19 protein-coding genes are annotated in these 20,720 nt (G+C 53.4%); 10 read left to right on the top strand and 9 right to left on the bottom strand.

The annotated features are described in order from the left end of the window. Window positions 1-83: 83 nt before the first annotated feature. The gene (gene ebgR / locus OGX67_RS08900; protein ID WP_257651753.1) at window positions 84-1,067 is read right to left on the bottom strand and encodes a transcriptional regulator EbgR; all 984 of its coding nucleotides are present in this window, start codon (window positions 1,065-1,067) and stop codon (window positions 84-86) included. Window positions 1,068-1,276: 209 nt separating this feature from the next. Between ebgR and OGX67_RS08895 the strand changes: the two genes are divergently transcribed. Continuing rightward, entirely contained in the window at window positions 1,277-1,609 is a 333-nt protein-coding gene (locus OGX67_RS08895) for a tRNA-binding protein (RefSeq protein ID WP_003024768.1), read from the top strand. Between the two features lie 73 nt (window positions 1,610-1,682). On the opposite strand, the gene ygjG is transcribed toward OGX67_RS08895, so the two are convergent. Further along, complete coding sequence (gene ygjG / locus OGX67_RS08890) at window positions 1,683-3,062, bottom strand: putrescine aminotransferase (protein ID WP_168150126.1); 1,380 nt, start codon at window positions 3,060-3,062, stop codon at window positions 1,683-1,685. Between the two features lie 430 nt (window positions 3,063-3,492). On the opposite strand from ygjG, the gene OGX67_RS08885 reads away from it, so the two are divergent. Next, on the top strand, window positions 3,493-5,013 hold the full coding sequence (locus OGX67_RS08885) for a methyl-accepting chemotaxis protein (RefSeq protein WP_061548113.1): 1,521 nt from the start codon (window positions 3,493-3,495) through the stop codon (window positions 5,011-5,013). 53 nt (window positions 5,014-5,066) lie between these two features. On the opposite strand, the gene OGX67_RS08880 is transcribed toward OGX67_RS08885, so the two are convergent. Beyond that, window positions 5,067-5,744: a PadR family transcriptional regulator gene (locus tag OGX67_RS08880; protein ID WP_162138602.1), complete on the bottom strand. Its 678-nt coding sequence runs from the start codon at window positions 5,742-5,744 to the stop codon at window positions 5,067-5,069. Window positions 5,745-5,980: 236 nt separating this feature from the next. Here OGX67_RS08880 and OGX67_RS08875 point away from each other — a divergent pair, with 236 nt between their 5' ends. Beyond that, window positions 5,981-6,763, top strand: a complete 783-nt coding sequence (locus OGX67_RS08875) for a siderophore-interacting protein (RefSeq protein WP_257651752.1) — start codon at window positions 5,981-5,983, stop codon at window positions 6,761-6,763. Here OGX67_RS08875 and OGX67_RS08870 read toward each other — a convergent pair. Beyond that, entirely contained in the window at window positions 6,760-7,608 is an 849-nt protein-coding gene (locus OGX67_RS08870) for a helix-turn-helix domain-containing protein (RefSeq protein ID WP_032941143.1), read from the bottom strand. The genes OGX67_RS08875 and OGX67_RS08870 overlap by 4 nt on opposite strands. A gap of 67 nt (window positions 7,609-7,675) precedes the next feature. Here OGX67_RS08870 and cfa point away from each other — a divergent pair, with 67 nt between their 5' ends. Further along, the gene (gene cfa / locus OGX67_RS08865) at window positions 7,676-8,830 is read left to right on the top strand and encodes a cyclopropane fatty acyl phospholipid synthase (protein WP_003846231.1); all 1,155 of its coding nucleotides are present in this window, start codon (window positions 7,676-7,678) and stop codon (window positions 8,828-8,830) included. Window positions 8,831-8,919: 89 nt separating this feature from the next. On the opposite strand, the gene OGX67_RS08860 is transcribed toward cfa, so the two are convergent. Then, window positions 8,920-10,578, bottom strand: coding sequence for a glycerone kinase (locus tag OGX67_RS08860; protein WP_257651751.1), 1,659 nt, complete (start codon window positions 10,576-10,578; stop codon window positions 8,920-8,922). Between the two features lie 561 nt (window positions 10,579-11,139). Here OGX67_RS08860 and OGX67_RS08855 point away from each other — a divergent pair. Both OGX67_RS08855 and dhaR read left to right on the top strand, forming a co-directional pair. Next, a complete protein-coding gene (locus OGX67_RS08855) occupies window positions 11,140-12,237 on the top strand; it encodes a glycerol dehydrogenase (RefSeq protein WP_003024745.1) in 1,098 nt (365 codons plus the stop codon). Window positions 12,238-12,328: 91 nt separating this feature from the next. Continuing rightward, window positions 12,329-14,254 (top strand): dihydroxyacetone kinase operon transcriptional regulator DhaR, encoded by a 1,926-nt coding sequence (gene dhaR, locus OGX67_RS08850; protein WP_193863309.1) that lies wholly within the window; start codon window positions 12,329-12,331, stop codon window positions 14,252-14,254. On the opposite strand, the gene OGX67_RS08845 is transcribed toward dhaR, so the two are convergent. Genes OGX67_RS08845 through OGX67_RS08830 form a run of 4 tightly spaced genes read right to left on the bottom strand, consistent with a single transcriptional unit; the run spans window position 14,232 to window position 16,747 of the window. Then, entirely contained in the window at window positions 14,232-14,762 is a 531-nt protein-coding gene (locus OGX67_RS08845; protein ID WP_003841452.1) for a cob(I)yrinic acid a,c-diamide adenosyltransferase, read from the bottom strand. The genes dhaR and OGX67_RS08845 overlap by 23 nt on opposite strands. Continuing rightward, on the bottom strand, window positions 14,763-15,116 hold the full coding sequence (locus OGX67_RS08840) for a glycerol dehydratase reactivase beta/small subunit family protein (RefSeq protein WP_032950260.1): 354 nt from the start codon (window positions 15,114-15,116) through the stop codon (window positions 14,763-14,765). Window positions 15,117-15,132: 16 nt separating this feature from the next. Then, the gene (dhaT, locus tag OGX67_RS08835) at window positions 15,133-16,296 is read right to left on the bottom strand and encodes a 1,3-propanediol dehydrogenase (protein WP_003024734.1); all 1,164 of its coding nucleotides are present in this window, start codon (window positions 16,294-16,296) and stop codon (window positions 15,133-15,135) included. Between the two features lie 22 nt (window positions 16,297-16,318). Then, the gene (locus OGX67_RS08830; RefSeq protein ID WP_257651750.1) at window positions 16,319-16,747 is read right to left on the bottom strand and encodes a GlcG/HbpS family heme-binding protein; all 429 of its coding nucleotides are present in this window, start codon (window positions 16,745-16,747) and stop codon (window positions 16,319-16,321) included. Between the two features lie 392 nt (window positions 16,748-17,139). Here OGX67_RS08830 and OGX67_RS08825 point away from each other — a divergent pair, with 392 nt between their 5' ends. The 4 genes from OGX67_RS08825 to OGX67_RS08810 form a co-directional block, all read left to right on the top strand. After that, complete coding sequence (locus OGX67_RS08825; protein ID WP_048217121.1) at window positions 17,140-18,807, top strand: propanediol/glycerol family dehydratase large subunit; 1,668 nt, start codon at window positions 17,140-17,142, stop codon at window positions 18,805-18,807. An 11-nt stretch (window positions 18,808-18,818) separates the two neighbouring features. Next, the gene (locus tag OGX67_RS08820) at window positions 18,819-19,403 is read left to right on the top strand and encodes a propanediol/glycerol family dehydratase medium subunit (protein WP_003024724.1); all 585 of its coding nucleotides are present in this window, start codon (window positions 18,819-18,821) and stop codon (window positions 19,401-19,403) included. A 2-nt stretch (window positions 19,404-19,405) separates the two neighbouring features. Then, a complete protein-coding gene (locus tag OGX67_RS08815) occupies window positions 19,406-19,834 on the top strand; it encodes a diol dehydratase small subunit (RefSeq protein ID WP_257651749.1) in 429 nt (142 codons plus the stop codon). Window positions 19,835-19,844: 10 nt separating this feature from the next. After that, window positions 19,845-20,720, top strand: an 876-nt coding sequence (locus OGX67_RS08810) for a diol dehydratase reactivase subunit alpha (RefSeq protein ID WP_286526051.1), incomplete at its 3' end; no start/stop codon positions are given.

Here is a 20,720-nt window from a genome sequence, read left to right as displayed (position 1 = left end):
ACGAAAATAATTCGGGCGCAGAAAAAAATGCATGACAATGCGCGCCCGGCTTCAGCAGAAACCGGACGGATTAACGGGGGATTTTAGCGGGTGGTGCCGCGCAGTTTCAGCTTGCTGGGAACAAAAACCAGCAGGGGAAGTGCACGTCCGTCGCGGGCTTTCTCAAACAGCAGGTTGACGCCCTGACTGCCCATCATTTCTGAATGGATGCGTACGGTGGAAAGCGGAGGAAAGGTGAAGCGCGCCGTCGGGATATCATTAACGCTAATCAGCGAAATATCCTGCGGAATGTTCAGTCCACGCTCGTGAATGGCGCGCAGAACGCCAATAGCAATCGAGTCAGAAGCTACAAACAGGGCGCTGGGATAGTCGGCTTTCGCCAGCATTTTTTTGGCCAGTTCATAGCCTGATGAACTGGAGAAGCCACCGCGATAAATATCTTGTTCTGAAACGACCTGCTGCAGGCGACCGTATTCGACAAACGCGGCTTCGCGGATATCAGCCTTGCCAGGCTGATCTTCGCCGCCGATGAAGCCAATGCGGGTCACGCCCTGGGCGATGAAGTAGTCGATGCTCTCTTTACTGATGCGGGCCAGATCGATATCGACAGCGTCATATTCGCTGCCGGATTCATGAAAATCGATAAAGCAGATGTTGTCGGTAAGCGCTGTTGCCGCCTCGCGCAGCGCAGGAGAAGGCTTGCCGACAATAAGAATGCCGGTAATGTTTTTGCTCTCCGGCAACCCACTGTGCTCATAGCAGTTGGTCAGTTCAATCCCCAGCTTCTCGCACTGGGTTTCAATCCCATGGCGGATCGCGAGATAGTAAGGATCGTTGATTTCCAAATCCTGCTGATAGCTGTAGAGCGCCAGAATATGCTGGGGGCCGAGTGCGCTGGTCTGGTTCTTACGGGCGCTGCTGGTTTTGTACTCCAGCTTTTCCGCGATCTCCAGAATGCGATGCTTGGTCTCTTCTTTTACATTCAGCGTGGGGTCATCGTTTAAAACCCGGGACACTGTCGCCAGGGACACGCCAGCTTCGATTGCGATGTCTTTAAGTGTTGCCATGTTTGCCTTTTCCCTGAGTTACCTGCGCATTGTAAATGAAGTGCTTATCTATTCATCTGTTTTCAGTAAAAAAAGCACGTTTAATTGACATGCTCGGGGTAAAACTGGGCTTGCAGAGTGTGATGGATACGTCATTTCCCCGCTTTTGAGAACAATGCCCGGAAAATAGTTTGCTAGTATTTAGTAAAATTTTACCAAAGGAGAAAACAATGGATACTGTCGCATTTGCTGATTTTGCCCGCATGGAAATACGTGTTGGAAAAATCGCACAGGTTAAGCGCCATGACAATGCCGATAAGCTGTATATCGTACAGGTTGATGTGGGAGAGCGAACGCTGCAAACCGTGACCAGCCTGGTGCCTTATTACAGCGAAGAGGAGCTGATGGGGAAAACGGTGGTGGTGCTGTGCAATCTGCAAAAGGCCAAAATGCGCGGTGAAACATCGGAGTGTATGCTGCTGTGCGCTGAGACGGACGATGGCAGCGAAAGCGTGCTGTTAACGCCAGAACGGGTGATGCCTGCAGGCGTGCGGATTGTTTAAATTGTGCTGATGCCGGATGGCGGCTACGCCTTATCCGGCCTACGTTTGCTCACGCAGGCCGGACAGACATCTGTTACATCTGCTCCACGCTCACCCGTAATGCTGCCAGGGCTTTGCGTGTTGATCGCAACACCAGATCGCATTGCTCGATCGTTAACGTTAGCGGCGGTTCGATGCGGATCGTCTTGGCATTGTTCAGCGTCCCAGCGACCAGCACCCGCTGGCGGAACATCTCACTGGCAAAGTTATAGCCGATTTCATTATCGACAAACTCAATCGCCATCAGCATGCCTTTGCCGCGTACATCATGTACCAGGTCCGGGTATTCCCGCGCAAGCTGACGGAAACCATCCAGCAACATATCGCCTTTCTGCTCCGCCTGAGCCGGTAAATTTTGCTCCAGCAGGACGTTAATGGTGGCCAGCGCAGCCGCACAAGCGAGCGGGTTGCCACCAAACGTGGTGGTATGCAGGAAAGGATTGTCGAACAGGACGGAGAACACCTCTTCGGTGGCAATGGTTGCGCCAATGGGCATTACGCCGCCGCCCAACGCTTTGGCCAGACACATAATGTCGGGTTGCACATTTTCGTGCTCACAGGCGAACATCTTGCCGGTACGCCCCATCCCGGTCTGCACTTCGTCAAGGATCATCAGTGCGCCGAACTCATCGCAAAGTTTACGAACAGCGGTTAAATAGCCTTGTGGCGGCAGGATCACCCCCCCTTCACCCTGGATGGGTTCGAGGATCACGGCTGCGACATCGTCACCGGTCTTTTTACACTCGCTGAGCATGGTGCGCATCGCGTTAACATCGCCAAACGGCACATGACGGAAGCCCGGCAGCAGCGGCATAAAGGGTTTGCGGAAGGTAGATTTAGCTGTGGCGGACAGCGCGCCAAGTGATTTACCGTGGAATGCGCCGCTGGTGGCAATAAACGTAAATTTACCGCGCGGTGATTGATACGCTTTCGCCAGCTTCAGGGCGGCTTCAACCGACTCGGTCCCGCTGTTACAGAAGAAACTGTATTTCAGTTTACCGGGCGCCAGTGCGGCGAGAGTTTTTGCCAGCATGGCCCGCAGAGGGTCAAGTAACTCCTGGCTGTGCAGAGGTTGTTTCGCGAGTTGATTCTGTACGGCGGAAACCACGACTGGATTACGGTGCCCCACGTTGAAAATTCCAAAACCACCCAGGCAATCGACGAACTCCTGCCCCTGGGTGTCGACAAGCGTATTGAGGCTTCCCGCTTGCCACTCTACGGCTCCGTAATCCCCGCCTGCAGTTACAGATTTTCGATACTCTAAGAACCCCGGATTGACATGCTCCTTGAAGTACTCAATCACCTCTCGGTTTAACGATTTCATTTCCTCATGATCAAGCGTGCGCTTTTCGATGAGATTCAGTGCGTGTGCGCTGCAGGCCAGGGCCGATGCGCTGGAAGGTAACCTGTTCAAAATATGCTCCCGGAGCTCGCGTATCACATGATACTGATTTAAGTATTGCAGGGATTGCGCCATTCCGGCGCGCTTAGCAAAAATCGGGATAAACACCAGGAAACATCTCATTTACGCAACATTTAATGCCATTGTTTAACATTTGCTGGCATTTTGCCCAAGCCAGGAGCCTGAAAACAGATCGAATAAACGCAAATTTGCTCTAAAAATGGGCGATATTTGCACTGTGACAGTGCGCTGGTAGAAGTGATATTGAATAGTTACTGGATGAAAGTATTTTAAATCAATGGATTAGAATGCGTACAGTTTTTGAGGTTTAATCGCAAATTGCGATCTAAATCAAATTTAACAACTAAAGATAAAAAAATTATCGCCGAAATAACATAAGCCGAAAGAGTTAACAACCAGATAACCTGCACAGGACGCAATCATGTCTTCTCATCCCTACGTTAGTCAGCAAAATACACCGCTGGATGATGATATCACCCTCATGTCGACCACCGATTTGCAAAGCTATATCACCCATGCGAACGACACCTTCGTTCAGATCAGCGGCTATCAACTGAATGAGTTGCTTGAAAAGCCGCACAATCTGGTTCGTCATCCGGACATGCCAAAAGCGGCGTTTGCGGATATGTGGTACACCCTGAAGCAGGGCGAGCCATGGAGCGGGATTGTGAAAAACCGGCGTAAGAATGGCGATCACTACTGGGTGAGGGCCAATGCGGTGCCGATGGTGCGGGAAGGACGCGTGACCGGGTATATGTCGATTCGTACCCGGGCAACTGACGAGGAAATTGCAGCGGTAGAGCCTTTATATAAAGCGCTGAACGAAGGACGTTGCAACCGGCGTATCCATAAGGGGTTGGTGGTACGCAAAGGCTGGCTGGGTAAACTGCCGGCGATGCCGATTCGCTGGCGGGTACGCAGCGTGATGGCATTCATGTTTGTCCTGCTAGCGGTCGCATTGCAGCAAATGGGGGCCGAATGGCCGTTACTGTTGATGAGTGCATTGGTGATGCTTTTAGGAACGGCTATTTTCGAATGGCAGATTGTGCGTCCTATTGAGAATGTCACCCGTCAGGCGCTGAAAGTGGCGACCGGTGAGCGGAACAGCGTGTCGCATCTTAACCGCAGCGATGAACTGGGACTGATGCTGCGAGCAGTGGGCCAACTGGGATTAATGTGTCGCTGGCTTATTCATGACGTCTCCAGCCAGGTGAGTTGCGTGCGCAGCGACAGCGAAACGCTGGCAAAAGGTAGCGATGATTTAAATAAGCATACGCAGCAGACCGTTGAGAACGTGCAGGAAACGGTGACCACCATGAATCAGATGGCGGCATCGGTAAAACAAAACTCAGAGACCGCCGCGGCGGCTGATAAGCTCTCTATTGCCGCCAGCAGCGCGGCAACGCACGGCGGTGAGGCGATGGATACCGTCATCAAAACCATGGACGATATCGCCAACAGCACCCAGCGGATCGGCACCATTACCACGTTGATTAACGATATTGCCTTCCAGACCAACATTCTGGCTTTGAACGCTGCTGTTGAAGCCGCGCGGGCGGGCGAGCAGGGGAAAGGGTTCGCCGTGGTGGCGGGAGAAGTGCGTCATCTTGCCAGCCGCAGCGCCAGTGCGGCCAATGATATCCGCAAGCTGATTGATGCCAGCGCCGACAAAGTGCAGTCCGGATCCGACCAGGTTCACGCCGCAGGACGCACGATGGACGATATTGTGGCGCAGGTGCAAAACGTCACTCAGCTGATCGCCCAAATCAGCCACTCAACGCTGGAACAGTCGGATGGTCTTTCCAGCCTGACCCGCGCGGTGAATGAGCTGAGCAACATTACGCAGAAAAACGCCGAACTGGTTGAAGAGAGTGCGCAGATTTCCGCAATGGTGAAGCATCGCGCGGGTCGTCTGGAAGATGCGGTCACGGTGCTGCATTAATACTAATAATACAGGCGGAACGTCGGGCAAACGGGTTCCGCCTGCTGTGCAGATTAATCCAGCTGAGTAATATCCAGCGCAGCGCGATCGATAATACCGATGATTTTTTTGATCTGCGCATCGCTGGTATCACCATGATTAACGCGTAGATCCAACACGGCTTTGAAGTTTTCCAGCGCGCGTTTCATCTGTGGATTTTTGCGTAATTCAAAACCCACGCAGCGGGCTTTGATCCGTTCGTGGATATGTTCCAGATGCTCACGGTTTTCATCCAGCCATTGCTGGCCCTGAGTCGTGATCGCAATCTGTTTACGCCCACCTTCCTCGTCGCTGACGGTGATCAGTGCCTGATCCTGCAAGAAATCCAACGTCGGATAGATAACGCCCGGGCTCGGGGTATAGTTACCCTGAGTCAGGGTTTCAATCGCTTTTATCAGCTCATAGCCGTGGCTGGCGTCGCGGGTCAAGATATCCAGAATCACCAGGCGTAATTCTCCGTGACCGAAGAAGCGTTGGCGACGGCCACCGCCGCCGCGACCGTGGCGGTGCCCGCAGCCGTGCTCGTGGTGGTGATCTTTGTTACAGCCTTCATGGCGATGTTCTTCACCTTTGCAGCAACCTGCATGGTGCTCGTTGTGGCGGCCTTCGTGGTGATGTCCTTCACCCTTGCAGCAGCCTTCGTGTTGGTGCTCTGTATTTTTGCAGCAACCTTCATGATGGTTTTGCATCATCGTCTCCTGATGTTGTTTAGATATATCTAATTTATATCTAAAAACTATTATTTTGCAAGTCTACAAATTATATGTTGTTTAAGTTTATGATTATTTAGTGTTTTTATTGGTTTTTGATAGCTGTTTAATCAGACGGTAACTATATCAAAAAAGTGCTTGCAATCTTCTTGATTAGCAATCATTATCATTTAAAAATGAATTTAGATATATCTTATTATTTTCACGAAGGCGAAAACATGACAAAAAACACCTCACGCTACCCGCAGCGCGTTCGCAATGAACTGCGTTTTAGGGAACTTACCGTCCTGCGCGTAGAGCGTATTAGCGCGGGCTTTCAGCGCATTGTACTGGGCGGTGACGCTCTGGACGGTTTTAGCTCACACGGCTTTGACGACCATACCAAGGTCTTTTTCCCTGAACCGGGCAGCCACTTTGTGCCGCCTGTCGTCACCGATGAAGGCATTGTCTGGGCTGACGGTGTGCGTCCGCTTTCCCGTGACTACACGCCGTTGTATGACGAAGCGCGCCATGAGCTGGCGCTGGATTTCTATATTCATGATGGCGGCGTGGCGAGTACATGGGCGATGAATGCCCGCGAGGGCGACAAGCTGACAATCGGCGGGCCGCGCGGTTCTTTGGTGGTGCCAGAGGATTATGCGTATCAGGTTTATGTGTGCGATGAGTCGGGAATGCCCGCGCTACGCCGACGCCTGGAGTCGCTCAGCCGTTTAGCGGTACGTCCAAACGTCACGGCGCTGGTCAGCGTGCAGGATGCGGCGTACCAGGATTATCTTGCCCATCTCGACGGGTTTACTATTGAGTGGTTTATCGGCCATGACGCGCAGGCGGTGAATGAATGCTTATCGCGACTAACTGTGCCCGCAGATGATTATTACGTCTGGATCACTGGCGAAGGCAAGGTGGTAAAAAACCTGAGTGCTCGCTTTGAAACCGAGGCGTTTGACCCTCAACGGGTGCGTGCGGCAGCCTACTGGCATCAGCGTAAAGCGGCAGATTAATAATTAGATGGCGGAACGCCAAACGCCTGGCGGAAGGCATAGCTAAATGCCGCGGTGCTTGAATATCCTACGTCGAGCGCCACGGCGGTCACGCTTTTATTTTTTTTCAGCATTAATACGGATTCCAGAATACGCATTTTTTGCTTCCAGACGCTGAAAGGCAACCCGGTTTCTTTTTTGAAATGGCGTGAAAAGGTACGGGCAGACATACCCAGATGATGCGCCCAGTATTCAACTGAATGCTCCAGGGCGGGGGATTCTTGTATGGTTCGGCATACTTTGGTTAATTCGCGATCCTGCGGCCAGGGTAATACAAAGGCGACTTCCGGGAGTTGCAGAATAATATCGACCAGTACGCTAACCAGTTTGCCCTCTTTTGACTGGCTATCATAATGACCTGAAATTGAATTCGTGGCGTAATGAATAAACTCTCTGGCGAAATCACTGATAGCCACAACTTTGCATTCATTGATGTTCTCTTCAAGAAAGCCCGGTTTAATATCCAGATTTTCTAAATACACATCATCCAATGCCCAAACCGCATGCTCAGTATTATTTGGGATCCAGATGCCATAATGCGCCGGGATTATCCAGCACTTACCGGCAACATCAATGCGCATGCTGCCTTTGCGGGCGAAATGAAACTGCATAAAAGAGTGTGAATGCTGTGGTACATGGTGGTTGGCTTCCAGGACATAAGAGCGAAAGAATACGTCCTGCGGCAGTTCGGTCATGGAGTTATCCGGGAAGGAGTTCCACTGTTTTTGCGCCAGAGTTTCCATAAATGAATCGTCAATGCTCCCGATAATGTGTCCGCTGCTCGATAGATCTTGTCCGCGGATCATAATACATACACTCTTTTTTCCATAATAATCTTGCGTAATAATTTTTAGCCCACTTTTGGTAAATACCATGAACTCGCTTTGTTCAGATGCTGTCATCGTCAATGAAACAAATGATAACTGGACCCGAATGGGAAAAGAGCTGCTTTCGCAAGCGGATATCAGAATTAATGGCTCACGCGCCTGGGACATTCAACTTCATCATACCGGTTTCTTTAAACGAGTATTGCAGCAAGGCTCATTAGGGCTTGGCGAAAGCTATATGGAAGGCTGGTGGGACTGCGAACGGCTCGATATTCTGTTCTGCAAAATCCTGAAAGCAAAACTCGACCAGCAGATGCCTGGTAATCTGAAAGATATTTTACGCATTGCCAGCGCGCGCCTGTTTAATTTGCAGTCACGTAGCCGTGCATGGATCGTCGGTAAAGAGCATTATGATATTGGTAACGATCTCTTTGCGCTGATGCTTGATCCGCATATGCAATATTCCTGCGGTTACTGGAAAGATGCAACCACATTAAACGATGCGCAAAATGCCAAATTAAAAATGATCTGCGAGAAGCTGCAGCTTAAACCGGGTATGCGTTTACTCGATATCGGTTGTGGCTGGGGCGGGTTGGCGGAATATGCGGCGCGTCATTATGGCGTGGCAGTAGAAGGCGTTACCATTTCCAAAGAGCAGCAGAAAATGGCGCAGCAGCGCTGTGAAGGGTTGGACGTTAACATTCTGCTGCAGGATTATCGCGATCTTAATAAACACTACGATCGCATTGTCTCCGTGGGGATGTTTGAACATGTCGGGCCGAAAAACTACGACACCTATTTCAGTATCGCCGACCGTTGTTTAAAACCAGACGGACTGTTCCTGCTGCATACCATTGGTAGCAATAAAAAAGGGATGAGCGTCGATCCGTGGATCAATAAATACATTTTCCCGAACGGCTGCTTACCGGCGATTTCCCATATTGCCGAGGCCAGCGAATCACGGTTTGTGATGGAAGACTGGCATAACTTCGGCAGCGATTACGATAAAACGCTGATGGCCTGGCATGAGCGCTTTAATCAGGCATGGCCGGAGCTGTCATCACGTTATTCCGCCACCTTCAGAAGAATGTTTAATTACTATTTATGCGCGTGCGCAGGGGCTTTCCGCGCCAGAGATATTGAGCTTTGGCAGGTGCTGTTTAGCCGCGGCGTAGAGGGCGGGATCCGCGTTTATCGTTAACGTCCGCCGGATGTCGGCGTTGCCTTATCCGGCCTACAAAGCTTTGCACTCGTAGGCCTGATAAGCGCAGCGCATCAGGTACTTATGGCTTATCCCAACTCACTCTCTGCCAGCGCTTTAAACACCATCGCTACGGCGTGCGCGCCGGGGTCCATATTTCCGAGCAGGCTTTCGCTGCTGAGATACGATGCGCGACCGGCATTGGCTTTGCTCGACAAACAGGTTCGTTCGGCTCCCGCTTGCGCGGCGTCGAATGCGGCCTGCAGATTTTGCGGCTGCGTGAGCAGCGAAGTCAGGGCTGGTTGCAGCGCATCAATCATGGTGCGATCGCCTTCGTCTGCGCCGCCGTAGAACTTCATCTGCGCCAGTCCCGTATTCAGGGATTCGGCAACGCTAGCTCCCTGTTCCAGTTTCTGCCCCGCAGCGGTAAAGAAAATAGACATCAGCACACCGCTGGAACCACCCATCACTACGGTCAGACGTTCGCCAATCAGCGCGAACAGCGTGGCAAGGTTATCCAGCGGCAACTGCTGGCGATGCAACAGACTGGCAATTTCACGCGCGCCAGCGGCAAAGGTCGAACCGGTATCGCCATCGCCGACTTTGGCGTCCAGCGCATTAAGATGAGTCTCCAGATCGGAAAGGGTTGTGGTGACAAGTTCCACAATCCCGGCCACCATGGCGTTCGCCGAAGGCTGGAATTCCACGCGTGCGCTACGCTGAGATGATGGTACACAACTGATTTCACGCGGCGGGACCGGCGTCGGCCAGTTGCTGGTTTCCACCTCGGTGAGTAACGCTTTTTCGATGCTCTCTTCCAGCACGATGGCCGTCAGTGAAAAGCCTTTCATATCCAGAGCGGTGACCAGTGAGGCCGGGCCAATCAGCCAGTCGATACGTGGGTGCAGCGGGCTGCTGGCCAGTTCGCGGGTAATGATGGCCATTTCGGCAACGGAAACGCCGCCAAGATTGTTAACCATCACCGCCAGACGGCCGGTTTCAGGCAGGGCTGCCATCAGTTTATCCACCATCAGGTTCACCACCTGCGCACTGTTCTGGGTGTCGATAACCGATGCGCCTGGTTCGCCGTGAATGCCCATGCCCAGTTCCGCGTGGCCCGGATGATGACGCGGGGCGGCGTCGGCTTCTTGCGGCAGATGACAGCTGGAAAGCGCAACGCCCAGGCTGAAGGTGTTATTGGCCGCGTACTGCGCTTCACGCAGGACGGTGGCGAGGTTGTAGCCGCGTTCGGCAAAATAGCCTGCGATTTTATGCACCAGGATGGTTCCCGCAATGCCGCGTGGGTGTTTGTTATCAGGCAGGGAGATGTCGTCGCCAACAATCAGCATTTCAACGTTGTAACCAAGGCGACGGGCTTTCTCGGCGGCGAGACCGAAATTAAGACGGTCACCGGTGTAATTTTTCACGATCAATAAACAGCCCGCCTCACCGGTTACCGCCTGGATGGCGGTCAGTACCGCATCCACGCTCGGGGAAGCGAAAACGTCGCCGCAAACCGCAGCGGTTAGCATACCTTTACCGATAAACCCAACGTGCGCGGGTTCGTGCCCTGAACCACCGCCGGAAATTACCGCCACGTTATTTTTGTTGAGGTCACGACGGACCACGATGCGAATGGCCGGATCGCTTTCCAGACGCGCCAGGTTATTCCACGGGCTGGCGATAATCGTACCGTCGATGACGTCGCTCACGAGATGGGTGCGTTGATTAAAAAAGAATTGAGACATAACGGCTCCTTGAGGTTGAGTGTAAGACAAACCCCCGGAAGCATGGTCATGGTACGGAGGCGATAGAGAGATTCTGGCGAAGTCAGCGCGGAAAAAAACAACGTTAAAATGAGTTTCATTACGGAACGTTGGTATTGTTTTTTGTTCCATAATGAAACTGAAAATAACGAGGAACGATCACAATGCGAGCTCGCTCGACTTTTTTCTCTCGCGATGAATGCAGCTGATACGGCACTGTCGGCTTTTTTTTGCCGGTTTTTTGGCAAGTGAGTGGGTAAAAAAGAAAGTGAGATTCGTCTGTGCCGGAGATTTGGTGGCAAATGAGCGGATCGGGATCGCAAACCTTATCATTTTTGTGGATAAGCGTTCCAATATGGAACGTACTCCGTTTTTATCTGTTTCATATCAGAACAAAAAGACGAAAGATTTTTTTGTGCACGCCTCGCCATACAGTTATTGCATCGCTCCGGTACCTCCCGTTTTCGCCGTCTGCATCAGGCCAAACAGGTTAACGCCAGGGCTCACCATGTAAAAACATGTACTTATTTGAGGATGAAAGGAATGCTAAAAGTTATTCAATCTCCAGCCAAATATCTCCAGGGTCCTGACGCTTCCACCTTGTTTGGTCAATACGCTAAAAATCTGGCGGACAGCTTTTTTGTGATTGCGGATGACTTCGTGATGAAGCTGGCGGGAGAGAAAGTACTCAACGGCCTGCACAGCCACGACATTAGCTGCCATGCGGAACGCTTTAACGGTGAATGTAGCCATGTTGAAATTAATCGACTGATTGCCATTCTGAAACAGCACGGTTGTCGCGGCGTGGTTGGGATTGGCGGCGGGAAAACGCTGGATACTGCCAAAGCGATTGGTTACTACCAGAAGCTGCCGGTGGTGGTGATCCCGACTATCGCGTCTACCGATGCGCCAACCAGCGCGCTGTCCGTTATCTATACCGAAGCCGGTGAGTTTGAAGAGTATCTGATCTACCCGAAAAACCCGGATATGGTGGTGATGGACACTGCGATCATTGCCAAAGCGCCGGTACGTCTGCTGGTGGCCGGGATGGGCGATGCGCTCTCGACCTGGTTTGAAGCGAAAGCCTGTTATGACGCCAGAGCGACCAGCATGGCGGGCGGACAGTCCACCGTGGCGGCGCTGAGCCTGGCGCGCTTGTGCTATGATACCCTGCTGGCGGAAGGCGAGAAGGCACGCTTTGCTGCGCAGGCTGGCGTGGTGACCGATGCGCTGGAGCGTATTGTCGAAGCTAACACTTACCTCAGCGGCATCGGCTTTGAAAGCAGCGGTCTTGCAGGGGCGCATGCGATCCACAACGGCTTTACGATTCTGGAAGAGTGCCACCATTTGTACCACGGTGAAAAAGTCGCCTTTGGTACGCTGGCGCAACTGGTGCTGCAAAACAGCCCGATGGAAGAGATCGAAACCGTGCTGAATTTCTGTCAGAAAGTCGGCCTGCCGGTAACGTTAGCGGAAATGGGCGTGAAAGAAGACGTTGACGGCAAGATCATGGCCGTGGCGAAAGCGACCTGCGCAGAAGGTGAAACCATCCACAATATGCCGTTCCCGGTAACGCCTGAAAGCGTACATGCCGCTATCTTGACGGCAGATCTGCTGGGACAGCAGTGGCTGGCGCGTTAATCAGTCGTCGGTAGGTTTTTATCCGGCATCTTCTCCCCCTCTGACAGTTTCTGCCGGAGGGGTTGTCTATGGTTAAACAGCGGAAAGGGATATGACGGCGCACACGCATAGCATCGGGAAGGAAGTCTCTTCAGTCATTGCCCAGTCATGGCATCGTTGCAGCAAGTTTATGCAGCGGGAAACCTGGCAGGCGCCGCATCAGGCGCAGGGACTGACCTTTGAGTCGATTTGTCGTCGCAAGACGGCGTTGCTGACGATTGCTCAGGCTGCGCTGGAAGATGCCTGGGAGTTTATGGACGGCCGCCCGTGCGCGCTGCTGATTCTGGATGAATCAGCCTGTATTCTCAGCCGTTGCGGCGATCCGCAGACGGTAGAACAGCTGGCGGAGCTTGGGTTTCGTGACGGCAGCTACTGTGCAGAAAGCATCATTGGCAGTTGTGCCCTGTCGCTGGCGACGATGCCGGGCCAGCCGACAAAAACCTCTGGCGAGCAGCATTTTAAACAGGCGCTGCATCCGTGGTCGTTCTGCTCGACGCCGGTCTTCGATAACCATGGTCGACTGTTCGGCTCCATCTCGCTATGTTGTCTGGTGGAGCATGAGTGCGTTTCTGATTTATCCCTGACGCTGGCGATTGCCAGAGAAGTCGGCAACTCTTTGCTGACCGACAGCCTGCTGGCTGAATCCAACCGCCATCTGAACCAGATGTACGGGCTGCTGGAGAGTATGGATGATGGTGTGATGGCCTGGAACGAACAGGGCGTATTGCAGTTCATCAATGCGCGAGCGGCGCTGCTTTTGCATCTCGATGCGCAGGCCAGTCAGGGGAAAAACATTCACGATCTGCTCAATCTCCCCATGCTGCTGCGCCGGGCGATCAAACATGCCCGCGGTCTGAATCACGTCGAAGTTACCTTTGAAAGCCAGCATCAGTTTGTTGATGCCGTCATTACCCTGAAGCCGATTGTTGAGGAGCAGGGCAACAGCTTTATTCTGCTGCTGCATCCAGTGGAACAAATGCGCCAACTGATGACCAGCCAGCTCGGCAAGGTGAGCCACACCTTTGAGCAGATGTCGACTGACGATCCGGAAACCCGCCGCTTGATCCATTTTGGACGCCAGGCAGCGAGGGGGAGTTTCCCGATCCTGCTGTGTGGGGAAGAGGGTGTTGGTAAAGAACTGCTGAGTCAGGCCATTCACAATGAAAGCGAGCGCGCCAGCGGGCCGTATATCGCCGTGAACTGTCAGTTGTATGCCAACAGCGTACTGGGGCAGGATTTTATGGGCAGTGCGCCCACCGACGATGAAAATGGCCGGTTGAGCCGTCTTGAACTGGCGAACGGCGGCACGCTGTTTCTGGAAAAAATTGAATATCTGGCACCGGAGCTGCAATCCGCGCTGTTACAGGTGATCAAACAGGGGGTGTTAACCCGCCTGGATGCCCGTCGGCTGATTCCGGTGGATGTCAAAGTGATCGCCACCACCACGGTTGATCTCGCCAATCTGGTGGAGCAAAACCGCTTTAGCCGTCAGCTGTATTATGCGCTGCACTCTTTTGAGATAGTGATCCCACCGCTGCGGGCGCGGCGCAGTAGTATTCCCTCGCTGATTTATACGCGGCTGAATAGCCTGAAAAAACGCTTTTCATACAGTTTGAAGATCGACGACGACGCGCTGGCGCAACTGGTGGCCTATTCGTGGCCGGGCAATGACTTTGAGCTGAACAGCATTATCGAAAACATCGCCATCAGCAGTGATAACGGCCATATTCGGCTGAGCAATCTACCGGATTATTTGTTTGCCGAACGTCCAGGTCTGGAGACGGCGTCTTCACTGCTGCCTGCTAGTCTGACGTTTACCGCTATCGAAAAAGAGGCGATTATCCATGCTGCCCGCGTCACCAGCGGGCGCGTGCAGGAGATGTCGCAACTGTTGAATATCGGTCGCACTACCTTGTGGCGCAAGATGAAGCAGTACGACATTGATGCCAGCCAGTTTAAGCGCAAGCATCTGGACTAGTTTCTTCAATTCTCGCCATCGAGAACAGCGCGTCTGACAGTCGGTTGATATAACGCCTGGGTTCATCGCGTAACGTTAGCGATCTGCTCATCGCGATGAGGACCCGCTCCAGTCGGCGCGTCAGGGTTCGCGCAACGTGTAGCTGTGCCGATGCGAGATTTTTCCCCGGAATAACAAACTCTTTGAGCGGGCCGCTTTGCGCCATATTACGGTCAATAAGCTGCTCCAGCGCCTGAGTATCCTCTTCACCAATACGCTGTTGTAAGCGAGCGAGTCCTTTCTCATCGCTGGCGAGTTCCGCACCCAGAACAAACAGCATTTTCTGTATGGCGTGCAGATCCTGGCGTAGCCCGGCCTGACGCGTGCTGGCATAGCAGACGCCAAGTTGGGAAATCAGTTCATCCACCGTGCCATAGGCCTCAACGCGGATGTCGTCTTTGTCGATACGGCTGCCGCCAAACAGTGCGGTCGTGCCTTTATCGCCGGTTCGGGTGTAGATGCGGTACATTTATTTTATCTCGCTGAAGGGAAGCACTTTGACCAGTTGACCAGCATTAGCACCGAGGACGCGGAGCCGGGCTGCACCGGCGCGGATATGACCACGGATCAGCGCCCGATCCTCGGGCAACTGGGCGTGGGTTAACGCAATATCACCCGTGGCGTTAAGACCCAGACCGACACGTAGCGTTGAGCTTTTGGCCGCAAGTTTGCTCAATGCCAGCGCGCAGTCATGCTCGTCGCAACAGATTGCCCGGCAAGGGACGCCTTGCTCTTCCAGCCCCCAGCACAGCTCATCAAGCACGCGGGTATCCTGCCAGCGCGAGTGATAAAACAGATGTACGCCCGGTGATGAAAGTGACATTGCGCCCCCTGTACTATCAGAATGCCTGACGGAAGATCTCGGCAATTTCTTTCTCGTTCCCTTTGCGCGGGTTAGAGAAGGCGTTGCCGTCCTTCAGCGCCATTTCCGCCATGTACGGGAAATCGGCTTCTTTAACGCCCAGATCGCGCAGATGCTGCGGAATGCCGATGTCAGCGGAGAGACGGGCAATGGCGTGGATGGCCAGTTCGGCGGCATCCATGGTGGAAAGTCCGTCAGTATTTTCGCCCATAAACTCTGCAATGTCGGCAAATTTTTCCGGGTTAGCGATCAGGTTATAGCGCGCCACGTGCGGCAGCAGTACGGCATTCGCCACGCCGTGCGGCATGTCGTACAGACCGCCAAGCTGATGCGCCATCGCGTGAACGTAGCCGAGGTTGGCGTTGTTGAAAGCCATACCCGCCAGCAGAGAGGCGTAGGCCATGTTCTCGCGAGCTTTCAGGTTGCTGCCCAGCGCTACGGCCTGACGCAAGTTGCGTGCGATCAGGCGAATAGCCTGAATAGCGGCAGCGTCGGTGACCGGGTTGGCATCTTTGGAAATATAGGCTTCCACGGCGTGGGTCAGGGCGTCCATACCGGTCGCGGCGGTCAGCGGGGCGGGTTTGCCGAGCATCAGCAGCGGATCGTTAATGGAGACCGACGGCAGGTTGCGCCAACTGACAATCACAAACTTCACTTTAGTCTTGGTATTGGTCAGCACGCAGTGGCGGGTGACTTCGCTGGCGGTACCGGCAGTGGTATTCACCGCAACGATCGGCGGCAGCGGGTTGGTCAGGGTTTCAATCCCGGCATAGCTGTAGAGATCGCCTTCGTGAGTTGCCGCGATACCGATGCCTTTACCGCAGTCATGCGGGCTACCGCCACCGACGGTAACGATGATATCGCAATGCTCTTTGCGAAAGACTTCGAGACCGTCACGCACGTTGGTGTCTTTGGGGTTAGGTTCAACGCCATCAAAAACCACCACGTCAATGCCCGCTTCACGTAAATGGGCGAGGGTTTTATCTACCGCGCCGTCTTTAATGGCCCGCAGACCTTTATCAGTAACCAGCAGCGCTTTTTTACCGCCTAACAGTTTGCAGCGTTCGCCGACAACGGAAATAGCATTGGGGCCAAAGAAGTTCACATTTGGCACCAGGTAATCAAACATACGATAGCTCATAATATACCTTCTTAGATTTAAATTATAATTCAGAGAAACAATTCAGTGCGGTTTCTGCTAATAATCTGTCTTGTTCCACGGTGCCGCCACTAACGCCAACGGCACCAATTAATTTACCGTTTAATATGACAGGTAAACCGCCGCCGAAAATAACAATGCGCTGTTGGTTGGTAAGCTGCAAACCATATAGCGAAGCACCAGGTTGTACCGCATCGGTAATTTCATGGGTACCCTGGCGCAGGCAGCAGGCGGTATACGCTTTATTAAGAGAGATATCACAGCTGGTGACAAACGCATCGTCCATGCGTTGCATTAGCAGCGTATTCCCACCGCGATCCACCACGGAAAAGACCACCGGAACGCTGATCTCAAGCGCTTTAGCCTCAACGGCCTGCGCCATTTTTTTTGCAGACGCCAGCGTAATGGTGGCAATTTGTTGGCTCTTATTCACAGTTTCTCCTGAAAATGTTGTAGGGCTGAGGTCACGAAACATATCGCGCAACAGCTATTTTTATCATTGGCTTTACCTTATTTTCTCGCCGCACGTTATTAAGTCAATAGGGCGAAAATTTCAAAGATATTAAATTCACCTTCCCGGTTTTGCGTTTATTGATAATGATCATTTAACCTCGTCACAATTCACGATGGATATTCCTGAATTGCGTTTCAATATGAAACGATGCGTTTTTATTAGGTACCAAATTGGAACGAAATTAATTTTATTTTTTTATTGTTCTGCTCATTTAGAGTTCGACCATTGCTGATGAAAGGCGAATGACGGGTGTTGTGTCCCCGGCAATGCGGCCCGGCGTCCCTATTTTTTATCTTTTGAGTCAATAAATCATGAGAAGATCAAAACGATTCGAAGTACTTGCGAAGCGGCCTGTAAATCAGGATGGGCTGATTGGCGAATGGCCTGAAGAGGGGCTGATCGCCATGGAAAGCCCCTACGATCCAGCGTCGTCGGTGAAGGTGGAAAATGGTCGTATTGTTGAGCTGGACGGTAAGAGCCGCGCCGAGTTCGACATGATCGACCGTTTCATTGCCGACTACGCCATTAACGTGGCTGAGGCCGAGCACGCCATGCAGCTCGACGCGCTGGAGATCGCCAGAATGCTGGTGGATATCCACGTCAGTCGGGAAGATATTATTGCCATTACCACTGCCATCACCCCGGCGAAAGCGGTGGAAGTGATGGCGCAAATGAACGTGGTGGAGATGATGATGGCGCTGCAAAAAATGCGTGCCAGACGCACGCCCTCCAACCAGTGCCACGTGACCAACCTGAAAGATAACCCGGTACAGATTGCCGCCGACGCTGCTGAAGCGGGGATCCGTGGCTTTTCCGAGCAGGAAACGACGGTTGGCATCGCCCGCTACGCGCCGTTTAACGCCCTGGCGCTGCTGGTGGGTTCCCAGTGCGGTCGTCCTGGTGTGCTGACGCAATGTTCTGTTGAAGAGGCCACGGAGCTGGAGCTGGGCATGCGTGGGCTAACCAGTTATGCCGAAACGGTGTCGGTGTATGGTACAGAATCGGTGTTTACCGACGGTGATGACACGCCGTGGTCCAAAGCGTTTCTCGCCTCGGCTTATGCATCGCGTGGCTTGAAGATGCGCTACACCTCCGGCACTGGCTCGGAAGCGCTGATGGGCTATTCCGAAAGTAAATCGATGCTATATCTGGAGTCGCGCTGCATTTTTATCACTAAAGGCGCGGGCGTACAGGGGCTGCAAAACGGTGCGGTCAGCTGCATCGGCATGACCGGCGCTGTGCCTTCGGGGATCCGCGCGGTGCTGGCGGAAAACCTGATTGCCTCAATGCTCGACCTTGAAGTGGCCTCCGCCAATGACCAGACCTTTTCTCATTCCGATATTCGCCGTACTGCCCGCACCCTGATGCAGATGCTGCCGGGTACCGACTTTATCTTCTCCGGTTACAGCGCGGTACCCAACTACGACAACATGTTTGCCGGGTCGAACTTCGACGCTGAAGACTTCGATGATTACAACATCCTGCAACGCGATCTGATGGTTGACGGCGGTCTGCGTCCGGTGACTGAAGAAGAAACCATCGCTATACGCAATAAGGCTGCACGCGCCATTCAGGCGGTGTTCCGCGAACTGGGCCTGCCGCTGATTAGCGATGAAGAAGTGGAAGCCGCTACTTATGCTCACGGCAGCAAAGATATGCCTGCGCGCAATGTAGTGGAGGATCTGGCGGCCGTGGAAGAGATGATGAAGCGTAATATCACCGGGCTGGATATCGTCGGCGCGTTGAGTTGCAGCGGTTTTGAAGATATCGCCAGCAATATCCTCAATATGCTGAGACAGCGTGTTACTGGTGATTACCTGCAAACGTCGGCCATTCTGGATCGCCAGTTCGACGTCGTCAGCGCCGTCAACGACATCAATGATTATCAGGGACCTGGTACCGGCTATCGCATCAGTGCCGAACGCTGGGCGGAAATTAAAAATATTGCGGGCGTGGTTCAGCCCGGCTCGATCGAATAAGGCGGAACACTGTGGAATGCACAACTGAACGTAAGCCGGTTTTCACCTTACAAGTGAGCGAAGGCGAGGCGGCTAACGCGGATGAACGCGTGGATGAAGTGGTGATTGGCGTCGGCCCGGCCTTTGGCAAGCACCAGCATAAAACCCTGATTGATATGCCTCACAACGCGATTCTGAAAGAGCTGGTTGCTGGCATCGAAGAAGAGGGATTACATGCGCGGGTAGTGAGGATCCTGCGCACCTCGGATGTTTCTTTTATGGCATGGGATGCGGCAAACCTCAGCGGCTCAGGCATCGGGATTGGCATCCAGTCGAAAGGAACCACGGTGATTCATCAGCGCGATCTGCTGCCGTTAAGCAACCTCGAGCTGTTCTCTCAGGCTCCGCTGCTGACGCTGGAAACCTATCGTCAGATTGGTAAAAACGCCGCGCGATATGCACGCAAAGAGTCGCCTTCGCCGGTGCCAGTGGTCAATGACCAGATGGTGCGCCCTAAATTTATGGCCAAGGCCGCGCTGTTTCATATCAAAGAAACCAAACACGTGGTGCAGGATGCTGCGCCTGTCACGTTGCATATTGCACTGGTAAGGGAATGACCATGAACGACAACATCATGACTGCGCAGGATTACCCATTAGCGACCCGCTGCCCGGAGAAAATCCAGACGCCTACCGGCAAGCCGCTAACCGACATTACTCTTGAGAATGTGCTGGCGGGCCGCGTAGGACCGCAGGATGTGCGTATTTCTCAGCAAACGCTGGAGTACCAGGCGCAGATTGCCGAGCAGATGCAGCGTCATGCCGTGGCGCGCAATTTTCGTCGTGCGGCAGAACTGATTGCGATTCCGGATGCCCGCATTCTGGAGATCTACAACGCGCTGCGGCCGTTTCGTTCTTCGTTCGCCGAGTTGCAGGCCATTGCCGATGAACTGGAACACACATGGCATGCCACGGTGAACGCCGGGTTTGTCCGCGAATCGGCAGAGATATACCAGCAGAGAAATAAGCTGCGTAAAGGCAGCCAGTGACGGAGGCAGCATGCCGTTAATTGCAGGGATCGATATCGGCAACGCCACCACCGAGGTGGCGTTGGCGCAGGATGGCCGGTTTATCGGCAGCGGGATTGTCGCCACGACCGGTATGAAAGGCACGCGGGATAATATCGCCGGGGTAGTCGCGTCCCTGCAGCAGGCGCTGAATAACACGCCGTGGTCGCTGCAGGACGTAGCAAAAATTTGCATCAACGAGGCCGCACCGGTGATTGGCGATGTGGCGATGGAAACCATCACTGAAACCATCATTACCGAATCGACGATGATTGGTCATAACCCGCAAACGCCCGGTGGCGTTGGCGTGGGCATGGGAACCACCATCGCCGTGGAGAAGTTGGCGGCGTTGAGCGAGGATCGATTTGCCCAGGGCTGGATCCCGTTGGTAGGTGAGGAGATGGATTTCCTTGAGGCGGTTTGGTTTATCAATGAAGCGCTGGATCGCGGCGTCAATGTGGTGGCGGCCATCCTGAAAAAAGATGATGGCGTGCTGGTGAATAATCGCCTGCATCGGCCAATGCCGGTGGTTGATGAAGTCACTCTGCTGGAGAAGGTGCCGGAAGGTGTTCTGGCGGCGGTGGAAGTGGCGGCCCCAGGACAGGTGGTGCGGGTGCTGTCGAACCCTTACGGCATTGCGACCTTCTTTGCCCTGACGCCCGAGGAAACGCAAACTATCGTCCCCATCGCCAGAGCGCTGATTGGCAACCGTTCCGCCGTGGTGCTGAAAACCCCGCAGGGCGATGTGCAATCAAGAGTGATCCCGGCGGGTAAGATCTTTATCCGTGGTGAAAAGCGTGGCGGTGAAGCCGACGTAGCGCAAGGCGCGCAGGCCATTATGCAGGCGATGAGCGCCTGCGCGCCCGTG

It is taken from the genome of Citrobacter sp. Cf118 (assembly GCF_030334095.1).
GTDB classification, from domain to species: domain Bacteria; phylum Pseudomonadota; class Gammaproteobacteria; order Enterobacterales; family Enterobacteriaceae; genus Citrobacter; species Citrobacter freundii.
Note: the sequence above shows the minus strand (reverse complement) of the source record. Positions and strands in the feature narration are given on the sequence as shown.